General features: G+C 44.9%; 17 protein-coding genes. All 17 read left to right on the top strand.

The window, feature by feature from the left end:
• Positions 1 to 7 precede the first annotated feature (7 nt).
• A complete protein-coding gene (gene yfmF / locus GC097_RS24550; protein WP_171685939.1) occupies positions 8 to 1,288 on the top strand; it encodes an EF-P 5-aminopentanol modification-associated protein YfmF in 1,281 nt (426 codons plus the stop codon).
• A 3-nt stretch (positions 1,289 to 1,291) separates the two neighbouring features.
• Complete coding sequence (gene yfmH, locus GC097_RS24545) at positions 1,292 to 2,581, top strand: EF-P 5-aminopentanol modification-associated protein YfmH (protein ID WP_171685938.1); 1,290 nt, start codon at positions 1,292 to 1,294, stop codon at positions 2,579 to 2,581.
• Positions 2,578 to 3,333, top strand: coding sequence for an elongation factor P 5-aminopentanone reductase (gene ymfI / locus GC097_RS24540; protein WP_171685937.1), 756 nt, complete (start codon positions 2,578 to 2,580; stop codon positions 3,331 to 3,333). The genes yfmH and ymfI overlap by 4 nt, the downstream gene beginning before the upstream one ends.
• A 96-nt stretch (positions 3,334 to 3,429) precedes the next feature.
• Entirely contained in the window at positions 3,430 to 3,681 is a 252-nt protein-coding gene (locus tag GC097_RS24535) for a DUF3243 domain-containing protein (RefSeq protein WP_171685936.1), read from the top strand.
• Positions 3,682 to 3,772: 91 nt separating this feature from the next.
• Entirely contained in the window at positions 3,773 to 4,624 is an 852-nt protein-coding gene (locus tag GC097_RS24530; RefSeq protein WP_171685935.1) for a hypothetical protein, read from the top strand.
• A gap of 120 nt (positions 4,625 to 4,744) precedes the next feature.
• Positions 4,745 to 5,488 carry a DUF3388 domain-containing protein gene (locus tag GC097_RS24525; RefSeq protein WP_376768421.1) on the top strand — a complete coding sequence of 248 codons (744 nt, stop codon included), beginning with the start codon at positions 4,745 to 4,747 and terminating at the stop codon, positions 5,486 to 5,488.
• Between the two features lie 49 nt (positions 5,489 to 5,537).
• The gene (locus GC097_RS24520; RefSeq protein WP_171685934.1) at positions 5,538 to 6,410 is read left to right on the top strand and encodes a helix-turn-helix domain-containing protein; all 873 of its coding nucleotides are present in this window, start codon (positions 5,538 to 5,540) and stop codon (positions 6,408 to 6,410) included.
• Positions 6,411 to 6,554: 144 nt separating this feature from the next.
• Positions 6,555 to 7,046 carry a YajQ family cyclic di-GMP-binding protein gene (locus GC097_RS24515; RefSeq protein ID WP_171685933.1) on the top strand — a complete coding sequence of 164 codons (492 nt, stop codon included), beginning with the start codon at positions 6,555 to 6,557 and terminating at the stop codon, positions 7,044 to 7,046.
• Positions 7,047 to 7,173: 127 nt separating this feature from the next.
• Positions 7,174 to 8,502 carry a 30S ribosomal protein S12 methylthiotransferase RimO gene (gene rimO / locus GC097_RS24510; RefSeq protein WP_171685932.1) on the top strand — a complete coding sequence of 443 codons (1,329 nt, stop codon included), beginning with the start codon at positions 7,174 to 7,176 and terminating at the stop codon, positions 8,500 to 8,502.
• A complete protein-coding gene (pgsA, locus tag GC097_RS24505) occupies positions 8,499 to 9,086 on the top strand; it encodes a CDP-diacylglycerol--glycerol-3-phosphate 3-phosphatidyltransferase (protein ID WP_171685931.1) in 588 nt (195 codons plus the stop codon). The genes rimO and pgsA overlap by 4 nt, the downstream gene beginning before the upstream one ends.
• Before the next feature lie 42 nt (positions 9,087 to 9,128).
• A complete protein-coding gene (locus tag GC097_RS24500) occupies positions 9,129 to 10,379 on the top strand; it encodes a competence/damage-inducible protein A (protein ID WP_171685930.1) in 1,251 nt (416 codons plus the stop codon).
• Positions 10,380 to 10,550: 171 nt separating this feature from the next.
• Positions 10,551 to 11,594: a recombinase RecA gene (gene recA / locus GC097_RS24495; protein ID WP_171685929.1), complete on the top strand. Its 1,044-nt coding sequence runs from the start codon at positions 10,551 to 10,553 to the stop codon at positions 11,592 to 11,594.
• A 78-nt stretch (positions 11,595 to 11,672) separates the two neighbouring features.
• Positions 11,673 to 12,362 carry a regulatory protein RecX gene (locus tag GC097_RS24490; protein WP_171685928.1) on the top strand — a complete coding sequence of 230 codons (690 nt, stop codon included), beginning with the start codon at positions 11,673 to 11,675 and terminating at the stop codon, positions 12,360 to 12,362.
• Between the two features lie 388 nt (positions 12,363 to 12,750).
• Positions 12,751 to 14,292: a ribonuclease Y gene (rny, locus tag GC097_RS24485; RefSeq protein ID WP_171685927.1), complete on the top strand. Its 1,542-nt coding sequence runs from the start codon at positions 12,751 to 12,753 to the stop codon at positions 14,290 to 14,292.
• A 118-nt stretch (positions 14,293 to 14,410) separates the two neighbouring features.
• Positions 14,411 to 15,205, top strand: a complete 795-nt coding sequence (locus GC097_RS24480) for a TIGR00282 family metallophosphoesterase (protein WP_171685926.1) — start codon at positions 14,411 to 14,413, stop codon at positions 15,203 to 15,205.
• 115 nt (positions 15,206 to 15,320) lie between these two features.
• The gene (locus GC097_RS24475) at positions 15,321 to 15,581 is read left to right on the top strand and encodes a stage V sporulation protein S (RefSeq protein WP_028558349.1); all 261 of its coding nucleotides are present in this window, start codon (positions 15,321 to 15,323) and stop codon (positions 15,579 to 15,581) included.
• 124 nt (positions 15,582 to 15,705) lie between these two features.
• A complete protein-coding gene (locus GC097_RS24470) occupies positions 15,706 to 16,647 on the top strand; it encodes a dipeptidase (RefSeq protein WP_171685925.1) in 942 nt (313 codons plus the stop codon).
• The last annotated feature ends 110 nt before the right edge of the window (positions 16,648 to 16,757 follow it).

Here is a 16,757-nt window from a genome sequence, read left to right as displayed (position 1 = left end):
CAGACCTTTGAAGCATATACAATTTGAGCGCAGTACATTGAATCATATTCGTTTGCATGTACTGCCGACAGATCGGTTCAAAACGTTTGCTATTTCCGTGTACATAGGCCGTCCCTTAGACGAGGAAACGGTCACGAGCACGGCACTGACGCCTTTTGTTTTACGCAGAGGAACGGAATTACGTCCGGAAACGAAGCAATTTCGAGAGTATTTGGATGATCTGTATGGCGCAGGTTTCGGTTTTGACATTTACAAACGAGGCGATTATCAAATTGTGCAGCTGCGTATGGATATTATTAACGACCGTTTCGTAAAGTCAGCGCAGTCGCTTTTGAAACAGGGTCTTGAATTTGTCGGCGAAACATTAACCCGGCCGGCACTTGAGGATCAACATTTTCGCAGTAAATATGTAGACTCCGAGAAGCAGACGCTCCAGAAACGGATTGAATCCGTTATTAATGATAAAATCCGGTACGCCGCTGAGCGCTGTATCGAGGAAATGTGCAGCGACGATCCGTATCGCCTCCATCCACTGGGTAAAATAGATGATCTTGACCGTATCAATTCCGAGCAGCTCTACGAACAATATAGACAGTGGCTTCAATCACAACCCATTGATATTTACGTAGTTGGGAATACGACGTTGGCCGAAGTTGAAGGAATCGTTTCAACCGCGTTCAATATTGAACGAAATTCAGATGTCGGTTACGTTGCAACGGCTCCGCGAGGGGCAACAGGCGAGATAAAGACAATCGTTGAGAAATTGGACGTAAACCAAGGCAAGCTGAATATGGGCCTGCGTACGAATATTTCATACGGCGATGAGCTATATCCTGTAGCTCTTATGTATAACGGAGTTTTGGGCGGATATCCGCACTCCAAGTTGTTTATCAATGTACGGGAGAAAGCAAGCCTTGCTTATTACGCTTCCTCTCGATTTGATGGTCACAAAGGGATTCTAACGATTCAATCCGGTATCGAAATGGCGAATTACGAGAAAGCGGTAGATATTATTCGCAAACAGTTAACGGCTATGGAACAGGGAGATATCAATGATATTGAACTAAACCAAACCCGTGCGATGATTGCGAATCAGCTTCGTGAAATCCAGGATTCCGCTTTTGAATTAATTTCTTTTGATTTTAATGCGATTTTATCCGGCAAAGAACGTACAGTAACAGGTTTGATTGAGTCTGTGGAACAGATCGATATTCCCGCGATCGCTGAAGCGGCTAAACGTGTGCAGCTGGATACGATTTACTTTTTGCGGGATCAGAAGGGAGAGTAGGCCATGAAAGTTATTCCATATCCACATTTGGGTGAAACGATTTACCACGAAGTGCTTGATAATGGGCTTCATGTGTTTGTTCTGCCCAAAGAAGGTTTCCAGAAAACTTATGCGACGTTCACAACACAGTATGGGTCCATCGATAATGATTTCCAAGTGGAAGGTAAAGCAGCCGTTCAAGTACCGGATGGCATTGCCCATTTCCTTGAGCACAAAATGTTCGAAGAGCCTGAGGGCGATATTTTCGCCACCTTTGCTTCGAACGGGGCTTCGGCGAACGCTTTTACAAGCTTTGATCGGACCGCCTATTTGTTCTCGTCTACTGACAACTATTTGACAAATTTAACGACATTAATTAACTTTGTGCAAAATCCTTATTTTACAGATGAAAATGTGGAAAAGGAAAAAGGAATTATCGGGCAAGAGATTAAAATGTACGAAGACAATGCAGACTGGAGAAGCTATTACGGATTAATAGAATCTTTATATGCTAAGCATCCGATTCATATTGATATCGCGGGAACAGTGGCATCCATTTCTGAAATTACCAAAGAAACTTTATATGAATGCTACAATACGTTTTACCATCCCAGCAATATGAGCTTGTTCGTCGTAGGCGGCGTGGATGCCGAAGAGGTAATCGCTCTTGTCAAAGACAATCAAGCTGGCAAAACGTTTCCTCCCCAAGGGGATATCAAACGATTTTTCCCGGAAGAGCCACTAGAGGTGAAGGAAGCGCGCAGAGTTACCCTTCTTCCGGTGTCGATGCCCAAATGCTTAATCGGTTTCAAGGAACAAGCCCCTTCCGTGAAAGGCAAAGAGCTGTTAGTCCGGGAATTGACGACGAAATTAATGCTGGATATTTTGTTCAGTTCAAGTTCCGATATTTATCAAGCACTTTATGATGAACAGCTCATTTCGGATAATTTTGGTCATGAGTATAATTGCAGCGACGGGTATGCTTTCTCTATTCTTGGCGGAGATACCAAAGACCCCGATCAACTTGTCGCGCGCATACGTGAAGAAGTTGAAAAGCGGAAGAGTTCGGGACTCGATGAGGTTACCTTTGAACGCAGCCGCAAAAAGAAAATCGGCAATTTCTTGCGGATGATGAATTCGCCGGAATCGATTGCCAATGAGTTTACGAAATATCGCTTCAAAGGCATTGACTTGTTTGACATTTTGCCGGTCTATGAGCAGATTACCCTTAACGATGTTAATGAGCGCTTTAGAGAGCATTTTGATTGGAGCAAGCTCGCTGTCTCGATCGTACAAAGTCGTGAGAAGTCGTGACATTCTCCAAACCATTCAGTGAACAAACCGTACTCGTCACGGGAGCTAGCAGAGGGATAGGAGCAGCCATTGCGGAGCGCTTCGCCGGGGTAGGAATGAAAGTGGTCATTCACTACCGCGACTCCCACGAGGCGGCTAACGAAGTCGCCAGATCCTGCATGAAGCATGGCGCTAAGGTATTGACGGTATCTGCGGATGTCAAATCGCGTGAACAAATATTGGCTATGCGGGATAAGCTGGAACAAAAAGAAATGGTTCCCGACATTATCGTGAACAATGCCGGCATTGCCCATTACGGCATGCTTTCGGACGTTAGCGAAGAGGAATGGGATTCCGTTATGAACGTTAACCTCAAAGGAGCGTTTCTTTGTTCGCAAACGTTTATGCAAGCAATGATTTCGCAGAAGTATGGGCGAATTATTAACGTCTCCTCCATTTGGGGCATCTCCGGCGCTTCCTGTGAAGTCGTTTATTCAACGGCTAAAGGAGGGTTGAATGCATTCACCAAGGCACTGGCCAAAGAGCTTGCTCCCTCCGGAGTTACGGTGAATGCCGTGGCACCAGGCGCAGTAGAAACGGAGATGATGGCCGGCTTTCAAACCGAGGAGCGGGATGCCATTGCCAGCGAGATTCCGGTAGGCCGGTTTGCTATGCCTCATGAAGTCGCTTCGCTCGTTTATTTCCTGGCTCTCCCGGAGTCCGGTTATATTACCGGTCAAATCATTAGCCCCAATGGCGGATGGTTGACGTGATCGCTATTGTAAGAAGTCCGCGCATAATTCCAAACGGAGAAGCGAATATTACTTATGTAATGACCATTTCTCTCAACTCAAAGGAGGCTTCTTACAATGGCTACGGTACTTAAAGTATTTGATAAGTGGAAAGAGTTTCTGGCTGAGCGTGTCAGTCAAGCCGGACATGCAGGGATGAGCGAAGAAACCATCTCCAAGCTCGCTTTTCAAATCGGTGAATTTTTAGCAGATAAAGTTGACCCGGAAAATGAGCAGGAACGTGTGCTTAAAGAGCTGTGGGATGCAGGGGATGAGCAGGAGAAACGCACGCTTGCCCGCCTCATGGTAAAATTAGTAGACAAAGGTTAATAACCGTTTTACAATTCAATAAGGTACTATGTGAAAGCCTCCTCTTTCGGAGGCTTTTGCACGCTTTTTAGGTAGAAAGGAATCGAAGTCAATGAAGATCAAACGTTCTATGCTTGTGATTTTGCTCTTATCTTTCCTTGTATCAGGCTGCGGAAATCGAGGTATTCCTGTCATTAAGCAGGAATTAATGGAGAAGAAATTGTCTGTCTTGATGCTCTCAAGCGTCAATCTGTCCGATCCTTCCAAACAAGCAATTGGATCGGCTCTTCAAAAGTGGAGAGATGTCAATTTCATAGCTTACGATTGGATCAATGATTTGGGAGCGCTTGATGATCGCGTGCTCACGAAGCTGAAAACAAGCTCGTACGACTACATATATGTTATCGGAAACGATTTGTTCCCATCGGCTAATGGAGTGATTCAGCAAGGGCTGAATACGGGTAAATGGACTTTATTACAAAGTCAGCTTGATGTGAATGGGACCGCAAGCACGGCAGTTGACCAGGCTGCTTTCCTGCAAATCGATGCACAGCAGATTGAATCGTTGAAAACGAAGTGGATTCAAGATCTGTTAGCTCAGAATGTGACCGTGGAGTGGGTGACCCGAAGCGACCGCCCGATTCCTTCTGAATTGGCGCCTTCGGAGGAGGCGGATCACATTGTTTTGCTTGATAATAATGAACAGTGGTTCCAGCAGTTATCCTTTCAAACGAGACAGCATTTTGCAAAATGGATCATTTTCTATTCCCCGGCGACAGAGGCGCAATTGCAGAAAGCAAAGACAATTGGCGTATCCGTGATGGATATCTCCAACTCTTTATCGGCTGAACTGAACTGGCCGCAAATTTTAGATGACCGGCTTCTTGCTATGACAAGTAAGTCATGGCATAAAGGTCCTATAAATTACAATTCAACAGAGCTTACCGAACTAAAAATGAAATAAATTTCATGCGTTTTTGAGAAGGAACTTAGCGAAAATTGTAGAATTTATTTGATGAGATGACAAATTGAACGTTACAGATACAGTGATGAGGTGGAAGGATTGGACGTTAAAGAATGGTATATGGAGTATAAGATTCACAAAAACCGTCCCGGGCTCCTAGGAGATATTGCTTCCTTGATGGGGATGTTGGACATTAATATTGTGACGATTAACGGCGTTGAAGATCGGACGCGCGGCATGCTTCTTCAAACGAATGATGAAGAAAAAATTGACTTAATGGGTAAAATGTTGAAAAAAGTAGATAATATTACTATTACGGCGCTGCGGCCACCCAAACTGGTGGATATTTTAGCAGTGCGCCACGGACGATATATTGAACGCGATTCAGATGACCGCAAAACGTTTCGTTTTACCCGCGATGAGTTGGGTCTTTTGGTCGATTTCCTGGGTGAGGTGTTTAAACGGGATGGCAACCACGTGATCGGACTTCGCGGTATGCCGCGTGTTGGTAAAACAGAGTCCATCATCGCAGGCAGCGTTTGCGCAAATAAACGTTGGACATTTGTCTCCTCGACATTGCTTAGACAAACGGTCCGCAGTCAATTATCCGAAGATGAAATGACCCCTAACAATGTGTTCATTATCGACGGCATCGTCTCCACGATTCGTTCGAATGAGAAGCATCACAGTTTGTTGCAGGACATTATGGCGATGCCTTCGACGAAGGTCATTGAGCATCCGGATATATTTATTCGCGAATCCGAATACACATATAATCACTTTGATTATATTATTGAGCTTCGCAACAGCCCGGACGAGGAAATCAATTACGATTCTTTTACGTACACTTCCGAACCTTTTTAAGGTTTGTAACGTCATTAACTAATAGGATTCCCGCGAGGAGGTGACCATAATGTCTGATCTTGGATACATTTTACGTAAGACACGATTGGAAAAGAAGATTTCGCTTGATGATTTGCAGGAAGTTACAAAAATTCGCAAACGCTACCTTGAAGCCATTGAGGAAGGAAACTATAAAGTGCTGCCTGGAAGCTTCTATGTGCGGGCTTTCATTAAAAGCTACGCGGAAGCGGTAGGACTGGATCCAACTGAAGTGCTGAATATGTACGAAACAACGAATCCTTCTCCAGTCGTGGAAAAGCCGGTTGTAGAAACGATTCGCAAGAATAGAACGAGCGTTCGCAATACGGAGAAAATGAGCCGGTGGGCTTCCAGCGTTATGTTTATTTGTTTTATTTTGCTCATTTTCGGAATTGTGTACTATTATACATATAAGAATTACAAGGGAACGCCGGTAGGGGATAAGTCTTCTCAAACGCAGTCGCCGAGAATAACGAATTCCACGAATCCTGGGGCAGGCACGACGCCGACTACATCAACGTATGCGTCCAGTGAAGGTAAAGTGGTGCCTCTTCCGACCCCAACGCTGACACCAACGCCACCGGCCGTACAAGTTAAATTCAGCAGTAATGAAAAAGGTGTAGACAACTATACGATTACAGGTACTGCAAATTTGAAAATCCAGATGAAAATTACAGGCTCCTGCTGGATTCGAGTTGATGCTCTTTCAGACGGAGGCGCTAAGGATATGCTTAGACAGAAGCTATACAAAGAGGGCGATACAGACACCTTCGATTTAACCAGTTCAGCCTATTTGAACGTTGGTGCGGCGAGTGCGCTGGAGCTTAACGTTAATGGCACCGTAGTTCCTGTCGGCGATACGCCTAATCCGAAGCGGGTACAGTTAAATTTGCAGAAAAGCTAGCATTTTGGCATTTCCTGCGCTTTCCCGGGCAATGAATCATTTCCCCAGAGACATCCTGCGCCGTGGAGCTGCGGGATGTTTCTTTTTATAAGACTTCTTGCTATAATGCTAATGTAATTTGATGGAAAGGGTGTTTGGTCGAAGATGAGTTCAGAAAGCTCGTTTGATATTGTATCCAAGGTGGATATGCAAGAATTAAATAACGCCATTCAGCAGGCAGAAAAAGAGATATTGACCCGCTTTGATTTTAAAGGCAGCAAAAGCAGCATTAAATTAGAGAAGGATCAATTGGTCGTCACCTCCGATGATGAATTCAAACTGCAGAATGTATTGGATATCCTGCATGCGAAAATGACGAAACGCGGGATTTCAATCAAAAATCTTGATTACAGTAAGGTAGAACCGGCTGCCGGCTCCACTGTCAGACAGAAAATCAGCATGAAGCAAGGTGTCGATCAAGAAAATTCGAAGAAAATTAATATCCTTATTCGTGACTCCAAGCTTAAGGTGAAAACACAAGTTCAAGGCGATCAAATTCGGGTTACCGGGAAGAGCAGAGATGATCTGCAAGCTGTCATCGCGTTGCTCCGCAAGGCAGACATTCCTCTTGATTTGCAATTTGTAAACTTAAAATAGCCATACATACGACGTTATTGCAAGAGAATCCCCCTGTATCTAGGGGGTTTTTACATTTTGACACCCTATAGGGCTTGTATTATACTTGTAGGGAGCGTTTTTAGGACTATTGGAGGTTGTTTCTTTCATGACAGAAAAGGTTAAAGTAGTAACCCTCGGATGCGAAAAGAATATGGTCGATTCCGAGATTATGGCAGGATTAATACATGGGCGTGGTTTTCAACTTGTAGACAGCAAGGAAGAAGCCACTGTCATTATCGTGAACACTTGCGGGTTCATTGATGCGGCGAAAGAAGAATCCGTGAATACAATTTTGGATATGGCAGAACTGAAAGAAACAGCGAATCTGAAGGCACTTATCGTTTCAGGCTGCTTAACACAACGTTACAAGAAGCAGCTGCTGGACGAAATGCCGGAGATTGACGGAATCGTGGGAACGGGAGATTTTGATAAAATCAATCACATCGTAGATGAAGCTCTTCGCGGAAAAAGACCGGTTCTCGTCGGGAATCCGGTATTTAATTATGATGCGGACCTGCCAAGGCTCGTTACTACTCCTAGATACACGGCGTATGTGAAGATTGCCGAAGGCTGTGATAATGCGTGTACATTTTGCAGCATTCCGATCATGCGGGGGAGCTTTAAGAGCAGAAGCATGGAGTCCATTGTAGCGGAAGTGGCCAACTTGGCTTCCCAAGGCGTTAAAGAGATTAGCTTGATCGCGCAGGATTCTACTAATTATGGAACCGATCTTTATGATAGCTTCATGCTGCCTACACTTCTCAATAAAGTGAGCGAGGTAGAAGGCATTGAATGGGTGCGTCTGCACTATGCTTACCCTGGTTTCTTTAGCGATGAGCTGATTGAAGTGATGGCGACGAATCCAAAAGTATGCAAGTACATCGACATGCCGCTTCAACACAGCGAAGATTCGATTCTTAAGCGCATGCGCAGACCTGGACGTCAAAAGGATACTCGCGAGCTGGTTCGCAAAATTCGTGAATCGATCCCGGATGTTGCGCTGCGTACTTCACTGATTGTCGGCTTCCCTGGCGAAACGGAAGAGGATTTCGAGAATTTGAAACAGTTTGTTCGCGATGTGCAGTTTGATCGTCTCGGTGTGTTCGCCTATTCCAAAGAAGACGATACGCCGGCAGCTCGTCTGCCGAATCAAGTCCCTGACGATGTGAAAGAGTACCGTGCGAATGCGATTATGGAAATTCAACGTGAAATTTCGAATATCCGCGGCGGGCGCCGTATCGGTCAAGAAATCGACGTGTTAATCGAGCGTTACGATGGCAGAAGCGATGTATACATCGGGCGTTCTCAATTCGATGCTCCGGAAATCGATGGCGAAGTATTCGTATCGAACGGTAAGCTGACGATCGGCGAGCTTGCTAAAGTGCGCATTACCCACTCCTATGAGTTTGACTTATCCGGGGAGGTAATTGCATGAACCTGGCCAACCGCATCACCGTTGCGAGGATTTTACTAGTACCGATCATCATGTTTTTTTTGTTGATTAAGGTCAAATTCCCTCATATACGGATTGAGGAATTTAGCATTACGTATAATCAAATTATTGCTGCTTTGATCTTCATTATTGCAGCGAGCACGGATAGTTTAGACGGTTATATTGCCAGAAAGCGCAATCTTGTAACTAATTTGGGCAAGCTGCTTGATCCTTTGGCGGACAAGCTGCTTGTTACGGCTGTGCTCGTTTCATTAGTGGAAATGGATAAAGTAGATGCTTGGATTGTCATTGTCATTATCAGCAGAGAGTGGGCAGTTACAGGTCTTCGCCAAATTGCTCTTTTGGAAGGTACAGTGATGGCCGCTAGCAAATGGGGGAAAGCGAAGACGGCAGCTCAGATCACAGCCATCATTGCTCTGCTTATCAATAATTTTCCGTTTACGTTTTTGCACATTCCCTTTGATGTCATTGCAAGTTGGGCAGCGGCCATTATTACGGTCTACTCAGGAATCGAGTATTTTGTTAAGAATAAGCATGTCATAGATTTTTCAGAAAAGACACAATAGGGCAACCTATTGGTTTTTTTCTATTTTGAGGAGGAAGCTTGGATGAAAGCAGAAATTATTGCTGTTGGAACAGAGCTCTTGCTTGGCCAAATTGTAAATACGAACGCGCAATTCCTTTCCAGGGAATGTGCTGCGATTGGCGTAGACATGTATTTCCAGACGGTAGTCGGCGATAATGAACAGAGATTATTAGAAAGCCTCAAATTAGCCGCTTCCAGGGCGGATGTCGTCATTTGTACAGGCGGGCTTGGCCCAACCCAAGATGACCTGACCAAAGATGTCCTAGCGGCGTATACAGGCCGTCAGCTGGTCATTCATGAGCCATCCATGCAAGCAATCACAGAAATGTTCCATTCACGCGGAATCCATATGGTTGAAAGCAACAGACGCCAAGCGCTAATGCTTGAAGGCAGCGATCCGTTGCATAACGAAACAGGGCTTGCAGTTGGCGTTGCCCTCACCTATGAGGGGACGCATTTCATCCTGCTTCCGGGACCTCCGAAAGAAATGAAGCCCATGTTCACGAAGTATGCGGTTCCTTGGCTGCGTACGGTTATGCAAGATGAAGTTCCGCTGTATTCCAAAATGCTCAAATTTGCCGGCATCGGCGAATCCAATTTAGAGCATCAACTGCTTGATTTGATACAAGCCCAGTCCGATCCAACCATTGCTCCTTATGCCAAAGAAGGCGAAGTGACGATTCGCTTAACGACGCGTGCGCACTCCATCGAAGAAGGCGAGAGCAAACTATTCGCAACCGAGCAGGAGATTAGAAATCGCTTAGGTCAGCATATTTATGCAGACCAAGATGTTCCGATTGAAACGATCGTGCTGAAAATGTTAGATGAGCGCAAGTTGACTCTGGCTGTCGCTGAAAGCTGCACAGGGGGCTTGCTTAGTGATTTAATTACTTCGATTCCGGGAAGTTCGAACTCTTTTCTTGGCGGAATTATTTGCTATTCGAATGCGCTAAAGCATAAGCTGCTCGGAGTTCCTATGGAGGTGCTGGAAGGCGAAGAAGCTCCAGGAGCGGTGAGCAGTGAAACGGCGGCCATTTTAGCGAAAAACTTGGTGACGGAGGCCGGAAGCGACTTTGGCATCTCCGTTACGGGAGTAGCCGGTCCAGGCACTTCCGAAGGCAAGCCGGTGGGGCTGGTTTACATAGGTTTTGCACAAAAGAATGGAGATACCGAAGTGATTGCCTTGCAGCTTTCCGGAAACCGGGAGTCTATTAAACACAGGTCAGCGAAGAGTGCGCTCTATCATTTATGGAAACAGTTGAAAGAAATATAGAGTTCGCATATAATTAAAGAAGTGTTAACGGAAGAACCGTAGCAAAGCGATAACTTTGTTACGGTTTTTTGTTTGTTCGCGAAAAAGTCGAATGTATGTTCGAAAAAATACTTGGCAAACACCCCGAAACAAGTTATCATATACCTATAATGATAGAAGGAAGTGAGTGTTTTGACAGACCGTCGCGCAGCACTTGATAATGCATTACGACAAATTGAGAAACAATTCGGTAAAGGCTCCATCATGAAGCTTGGTGAATCGACTCATATGCAAGTTGAAACGATTTCAAGCGGAGCACTAGCCCTTGATATTGCACTTGGCATAGGTGGATTCCCACGCGGAAGAATTATTGAAGTATACGGACCTGAATCCTCAGGTAAAACAACAGTAGCTTTACATGCTATCGCTGAAGTCCAAAAGGTTGGCGGACAGGCTGCATTTATCGATGCAGAGCACGCTTTGGATCCTTCTTATGCAAGTAAGCTCGGCATTAACATAGATGAGTTGTTGCTTTCCCAGCCGGATACGGGCGAGCAAGCTCTAGAGATCGCAGAAGCGCTTGTAAGAAGCGGCGCCGTAGACATTATCGTTATCGACTCCGTCGCGGCTCTCGTGCCTAAAGCAGAGATTGAGGGCGAGATGGGGGATTCCCATGTGGGTCTGCAAGCCCGTCTTATGTCGCAAGCACTTCGTAAGCTTTCCGGTGCGATCAACAAATCGAAGGTTATTGCGATTTTCATTAACCAACTGCGTGAGAAAGTTGGCGTAATGTTCGGTAACCCGGAGACAACTCCCGGTGGCCGTGCGCTGAAATTCTACTCTTCTGTTCGACTGGATGTTCGACGCATTGAAACAATCAAGCAAGGCAATGACATGGTGGGTAACCGCACGAGAATTAAGGTCGTTAAGAATAAAGTAGCGCCTCCGTTCAAACAAGCGGAAGTGGATATTATGTACGGCGAAGGGATTTCACGTGAAGGCAGTATTATTGATATCGGGACAGAGATGGATATCGTTAATAAAAGCGGAGCATGGTATTCCTATGAAGGCGAACGCCTAGGTCAAGGTCGTGAGAATGCGAAGCAATTTTTGAAAGATAACAAAGCAATCACCGAAACAATCGAGCAAAAAATTCGTGAGAACAGCAACTTGATTGTCGCAGTTGGGCCAAATATTGACGATGAAGATGAAGAGTTGGAAGAGGCTATCGACTAAAGTTCGACAAGATCATACCATGAAAGCACCTTAAACCTCGGGTTAAGGTGCTTTCATTTATTAAAAGGAGCTGAGAGGTTGGAACAGGAAGAACAACAGCCGTCCATAATCACGAAGGTGGAGAAGCAGAAGCGGGGCAAACACCGCTATAATATATTTTTGAATGAAGAATACGCTTTTTCCGTTCATGAAGACATTTTGATTAAGCATCGTTTATCAAAAGGGGAAATCGTAAATCATGAAGAAATAGAACGCATAATTCAAGATGAAGAGCAGAATAGCGCCTACATGAAGGCTTTGCGCGTGATCGGCCGACGTCCGCATTCATCCAGCGAGTTGAAACGCAAGCTCAAAGAAACGGGCTATGAACCGCCAGTTATCGATTGGGTCATAGAGAAATTAGCCTCGCAGAATTACCTCAATGATGAGGAATTTGCGAAGATGTGGACGGACAGCCGTATCATTTCTCAAAAAAAAGGCCGTAATCTTGTGCGTCAAGAGCTTCAGCAAAAAGGCATCCACAAAGAGCTGGTTAAACATGCGATGGAGAACATTAATCCGGAGGATGAATTAGCAGGGGCCATGAAGCTTGCCCAAACGAAATGGAAGCAAACTTCCGGCGAAACATTCGATAAGAAAAGAAAAACAGCTGCGTTTCTGATGCGTAGAGGATACACAGGAACTGTCGTTAATAAGGTGCTAGGACAATTAAGCAGTGAGTCAAGCGAGGATGAATTTGAGATACTAGACGAGTCTTTTGATTATTAATGACGTTAAATAGTTGCTGAAATTAGTTGATGCTATTAACCTTTTTGGTGACAATTGGCAGATCAAGATGATGTTCTCATGGAACATCGCTTGACAAGCTTCTTCGACAAAAGATAAAATAACAGTGTATATTTTCATAATGTATTCAAAATCATACTTATTTCATTGATTTTGAGAGGACAGATGTAAAAACCGCCAATTTTTACACTGTTGATTATGGATTATTAGCACTATAGTGCCTCTAACGCACAGTGCGCATTCATTTAAAAGCCATACTCTTTTTTATCTTAGGGTATGTATGACTAGTCAAACAATTAAAAATCGGATTAAAAAACCGAACGGAATCCCAGGCTAACACCTTGGAGAAACCAACGAGGAGGTGAACAAGATGATGACTTTCATCTGGATCGCGATCATTCTCATTGTTGGAGCTGCATGCTTAGGGATTGGTTATTTTATCCGTAAATCTCTTGCAGAAGCGAAAATTTCCAGTGCTGAAACAGCCGCTGAGCAGATTAGAGAAGCTGCTAAGAAAGAAGCAGAAGCACTGAAAAAGGAAACGGTTCTGGAAGCAAAGGACGAAGTGCATAAGCTTAGGTCCGAAGCTGAAAAAGACATTCGTGAGCGTCGAAATGAAATTCAACGACAAGAAAGACGATTGTTGCAAAAAGAGGAATCGCTGGATAAAAAATTAGAATCTCTCGAGCGTAAAGAAGAGCAAGTTGCCAACAAAGAGAAGCGGATCGAGGATACCCAAAATCAAATTGATCAGCTTTATAAAAGCCAAGTTTCGGAGTTAGAGCGTATCTCAGGTCTTACTATGGAAGAAGCGAAGAGCATTATTCTTACTAATGTAGAACAGGAAGTACGTCACGAAACCGCACAGCTTATTAAAGAAATTGAAACACAGGCCAAAGAAGACGGCGATAAGAAAGCACGTGAAATCATCACGCTCGCCATTCAGCGTTGCGCCGCAGATCATGTTGCTGAAACGACCGTTTCTGTTGTTTCATTGCCAAATGAAGAGATGAAAGGCCGCATCATCGGTCGTGAGGGACGCAATATCCGTGCACTGGAAACATTAACGGGTATTGATCTTATTATTGATGATACGCCGGAAGCCGTTATTTTATCTGGATTTGATCCAATCAGACGTGAAATTGCTCGTACCTCTTTAGAGAAGCTTGTTGCCGATGGAAGAATTCATCCTGCACGCATCGAAGAGATGGTTGAGAAATCCCGTAAAGAAGTGGACGAGCGTATCCGCGAATATGGGGAGCAAGCCACGTTCGAGGTGGGCGTTCACGGATTGCATCCTGACTTGATTAAGATTTTAGGTCGACTGAAATTTAGAACAAGTTATGGTCAGAACGTGTTGAAGCATTCCATGGAGGTAGCTTATCTGGCTGGACTGATGGCCGGGGAGCTCGGGGTAGACGTAACTTTGGCGAAACGTGCCGGGCTGCTTCATGACATCGGTAAGGCGCTTGACCACGAGGTTGAAGGATCTCATGTCGAAATCGGTGTTGAGATAGGTAAGAAGTACAAAGAGCATCCAGTCGTCATTAACAGTATTGCTTCGCATCATGGCGATGTGGAGGCAACGTCAGTTATCGCGATGTTAGTCGGAGCAGCAGATGCCTTATCCGCGGCTAGACCTGGAGCACGCAGGGAAACGCTCGAAACCTATATTAAGCGTTTGGAAAAGCTCGAAGAAATATCGGAATCTTTTGAAGGTGTTGAGAAATCATACGCCATTCAAGCAGGCCGTGAAGTACGCGTAATGGTTCAACCGGAGAAAGTGGATGATACCGAAGCATTCCGTCTGGCCCGCGATATTACCAAAAAAATCGAGGGTGAACTCGATTATCCAGGACATATTAAGGTTACGGTCATTCGTGAAACACGAGCAGTTGAATACGCTAAATAAGAGTAACCAATGCGAAAAGTGGCTGATACAGCCACTTTTCCTTATTTTCAGGAGGGAAGCTGCCGCTGGCGCATATCCATCCACGTATCTATGTTTATAAAGGAGCTATCTATTTGTTATGAAAATTGTATTTATTGGAGATATTGTTGGATCTGTCGGACGAAAAGCGTTGAAAAACACCATGCCTCGATTAAAGCAACTGCATCCTCACGCCGTCTTCATTGCCAATGGGGAGAACGCGGCTGCAGGCAAGGGTATAACTGCAGCCATTGCGAAAGAAATCTATGAGATGGGCATTCAGGCGCTTACAATGGGCAATCATACATGGGATCAGAAAGAAATCTTTGATTTTATTGACCGGGACGAGAAAATGGTGCGGCCGGCCAACTTTCCACCCGGAACACCGGGAAGGGGACATACGGTCATTAAGGTCAAGGATCAAGAGCTGCTCATCATTAATTTACAAGGACGCACATTCTTGCCGCCAATCGATTGTCCGTTTCGGAAAGTCGATGAGATTCTTGAAGCCGATAAAAAGAAACATAAATTTGTTTTTGTCGATTTCCATGCGGAAGCGACTTCCGAGAAAATTGCTATGGGTTGGCATCTAGATGGGAAAGTGTCTGCTGTAGTCGGCACGCATACCCATGTGCAAACCAATGACAATCGTGTATTGCCGCAAGGTACGGCTTATGTAACGGATGTAGGGATGGTAGGCCCTCGCGATGGCATACTGGGCGTGGAGCGAAATGCCGTGCTGCAGAAGTTTAAAACACAGCTGCCTGTTCGATTTGTGACCGATGAAGGGAAATGGCATTTCCATGCGGTCGTGATTGAACTGGACGATCAAACGGGTCTGGCGAAAGGAATACAGCTCATTCGTTACGATGAAGATCAAGTTTTCATGGATTAGTCAATGGATTCAGAAAATTGCGAATAATTGATTATTAGCGGTAAGTCATGTTTAGGCAGCCTCGAGAATATGATGGTTAATGGAACTATCCATCATTCCCGAGGAGGTACTATTCATGGATGTATTAAAAGTTTCAGCAAAATCCAACCCAAACTCCGTTGCAGGTGCATTGGCAGGTGTTTTGCGCGAGCGCGGGGCGGCTGAGCTCCAAGCCATCGGTGCAGGCGCCCTAAACCAAGCCATCAAAGCAGTAGCGATCGCAAGAGGATTTGTGGCGCCCAGCGGAGTTGACTTAATTTGTGTACCAGCCTTCACAGATATCGTGATTGACGGGGAAGATCGGACGGCCATTAAACTCATTGTAGAGCCGAGGTAATCAGCGGTACCATACATAATGCATGCAGCCTGTTTACCTTGTAGACAGGTTTTTTATTCTTTGCCAAAAACCTCTGTGCAAGAGGTTTTTGTCTTGTTTAGCGATAGATGAGGAGGCTAAAGGGATGAAAATCATGGATGGTCACTGTGATGCGCTGACGAAACTATATGCAAACCCTAAACTCGATTTTGGCAAGGAAGATCAGGAATTGGATGTCAGTTATCCGAGGCTACGGCAGGCGGGAATTAAGGTGCAATGTTTTGCCATCTACTTATCGGACACGATCCAGCAGCCCACATTCGAGCAAATCCTGCAGATGGTTGATATTTTTCACCGCAAAATCGTTGGTCATCCCGGGATGCATTTTATTCAAAATGTGAAGGATTGGCACGACGTAGAAGCGGGAGAACAAGTAGGCGCTATTCTGACTCTTGAAGGTGTGGATGCGTTAGCAGGCAATCTAACTCATTTGCGAATCCTGTACCACCTCGGGGTACGGAGTATAGGACTAACTTGGAACTACGCGAATTGGGCCGCTGACGGTGTTATGGAGCCTAGAAAAGGGGGGTTCACAAGAAAAGGGAAACTGATGTTAAGAGAATTCGAAACTATGGGTATAATAGCAGATGTGTCACACTTATCGCAGGCGGCATTCTGGGAATTGGTCGAGATCTATCAGAAACCTTTTATTGCTTCCCATTCGAATGCGCAGAAAATATGTCCCCATCCAAGAAATTTATCAGACGACCAAGTGAAAGCTATCATTCAATGTCAGGGACTTATGGGCATTACGTTTGTTCCTTACTTTGTCGAGAGCGTGAATCCGGTTGTTCCAATCCAGTCCCTGCTTAACCATATTGATCACGTTTGCTCATTGGGGGGAGAGAGACATATTGGTTTCGGATCTGATTTTGACGGCATTGAACAATGGGTCAAAGGGCTGAGACATGCCGGACAATATGAAAACCTTATCGAAGCACTTTGCAAGAGCTATAGGGAAGCGCAAGTTGAAGCGTTTTTGTTCGGAAATTGGCGTAATTTCATGCTGGCAAACCTGCCGAAATGAAAATTGCGAATCAATCTAATATTGATATAGGTTCGATCTAAAAACTCTATCTGTTAGATTTGTTTGTACCCCTTGCATTTTACTCCGTAAAGGCATAGAATTTGGTTGAC

Origin of the sequence: Paenibacillus planticolens, from assembly GCF_013141725.1 — a bacterium.
In the GTDB taxonomy this organism is placed as follows: domain Bacteria; phylum Bacillota; class Bacilli; order Paenibacillales; family NBRC-103111; genus Paenibacillus_E; species Paenibacillus_E planticolens.
The sequence above is the reverse complement of the archived record's forward strand: the minus strand, read 5'-3'. Positions and strand labels throughout refer to the sequence as shown.

Bases quoted from the DNA above. Each gene is read 5' to 3' on its own strand.
- GC097_RS24520 (WP_171685934.1), top strand. From the start codon at position 5,538: ATGTCTGATCTTGGATACATTTTACGTAAGACACGATTGGAAAAGAAG.
- GC097_RS24530 (WP_171685935.1), top strand. From the start codon at position 3,773: ATGAAGATCAAACGTTCTATGCTTGTGATTTTGCTCTTATCTTTCCTT.
- rimO (WP_171685932.1), top strand. From the start codon at position 7,174: ATGACAGAAAAGGTTAAAGTAGTAACCCTCGGATGCGAAAAGAATATG.
- rny (WP_171685927.1), top strand. From the start codon at position 12,751: ATGATGACTTTCATCTGGATCGCGATCATTCTCATTGTTGGAGCTGCA.
- GC097_RS24500 (WP_171685930.1), top strand. From the start codon at position 9,129: ATGAAAGCAGAAATTATTGCTGTTGGAACAGAGCTCTTGCTTGGCCAA.
- GC097_RS24480 (WP_171685926.1), top strand. From the start codon at position 14,411: ATGAAAATTGTATTTATTGGAGATATTGTTGGATCTGTCGGACGAAAA.
- GC097_RS24470 (WP_171685925.1), top strand. From the start codon at position 15,706: ATGAAAATCATGGATGGTCACTGTGATGCGCTGACGAAACTATATGCA.
- GC097_RS24515 (WP_171685933.1), top strand. From the start codon at position 6,555: ATGAGTTCAGAAAGCTCGTTTGATATTGTATCCAAGGTGGATATGCAA.
- pgsA (WP_171685931.1), top strand. From the start codon at position 8,499: ATGAACCTGGCCAACCGCATCACCGTTGCGAGGATTTTACTAGTACCG.
- GC097_RS24535 (WP_171685936.1), top strand. From the start codon at position 3,430: ATGGCTACGGTACTTAAAGTATTTGATAAGTGGAAAGAGTTTCTGGCT.
- yfmH (WP_171685938.1), top strand. From the start codon at position 1,292: ATGAAAGTTATTCCATATCCACATTTGGGTGAAACGATTTACCACGAA.
- GC097_RS24475 (WP_028558349.1), top strand. From the start codon at position 15,321: ATGGATGTATTAAAAGTTTCAGCAAAATCCAACCCAAACTCCGTTGCA.
- GC097_RS24525 (WP_376768421.1), top strand. From the start codon at position 4,745: ATGGAGTATAAGATTCACAAAAACCGTCCCGGGCTCCTAGGAGATATT.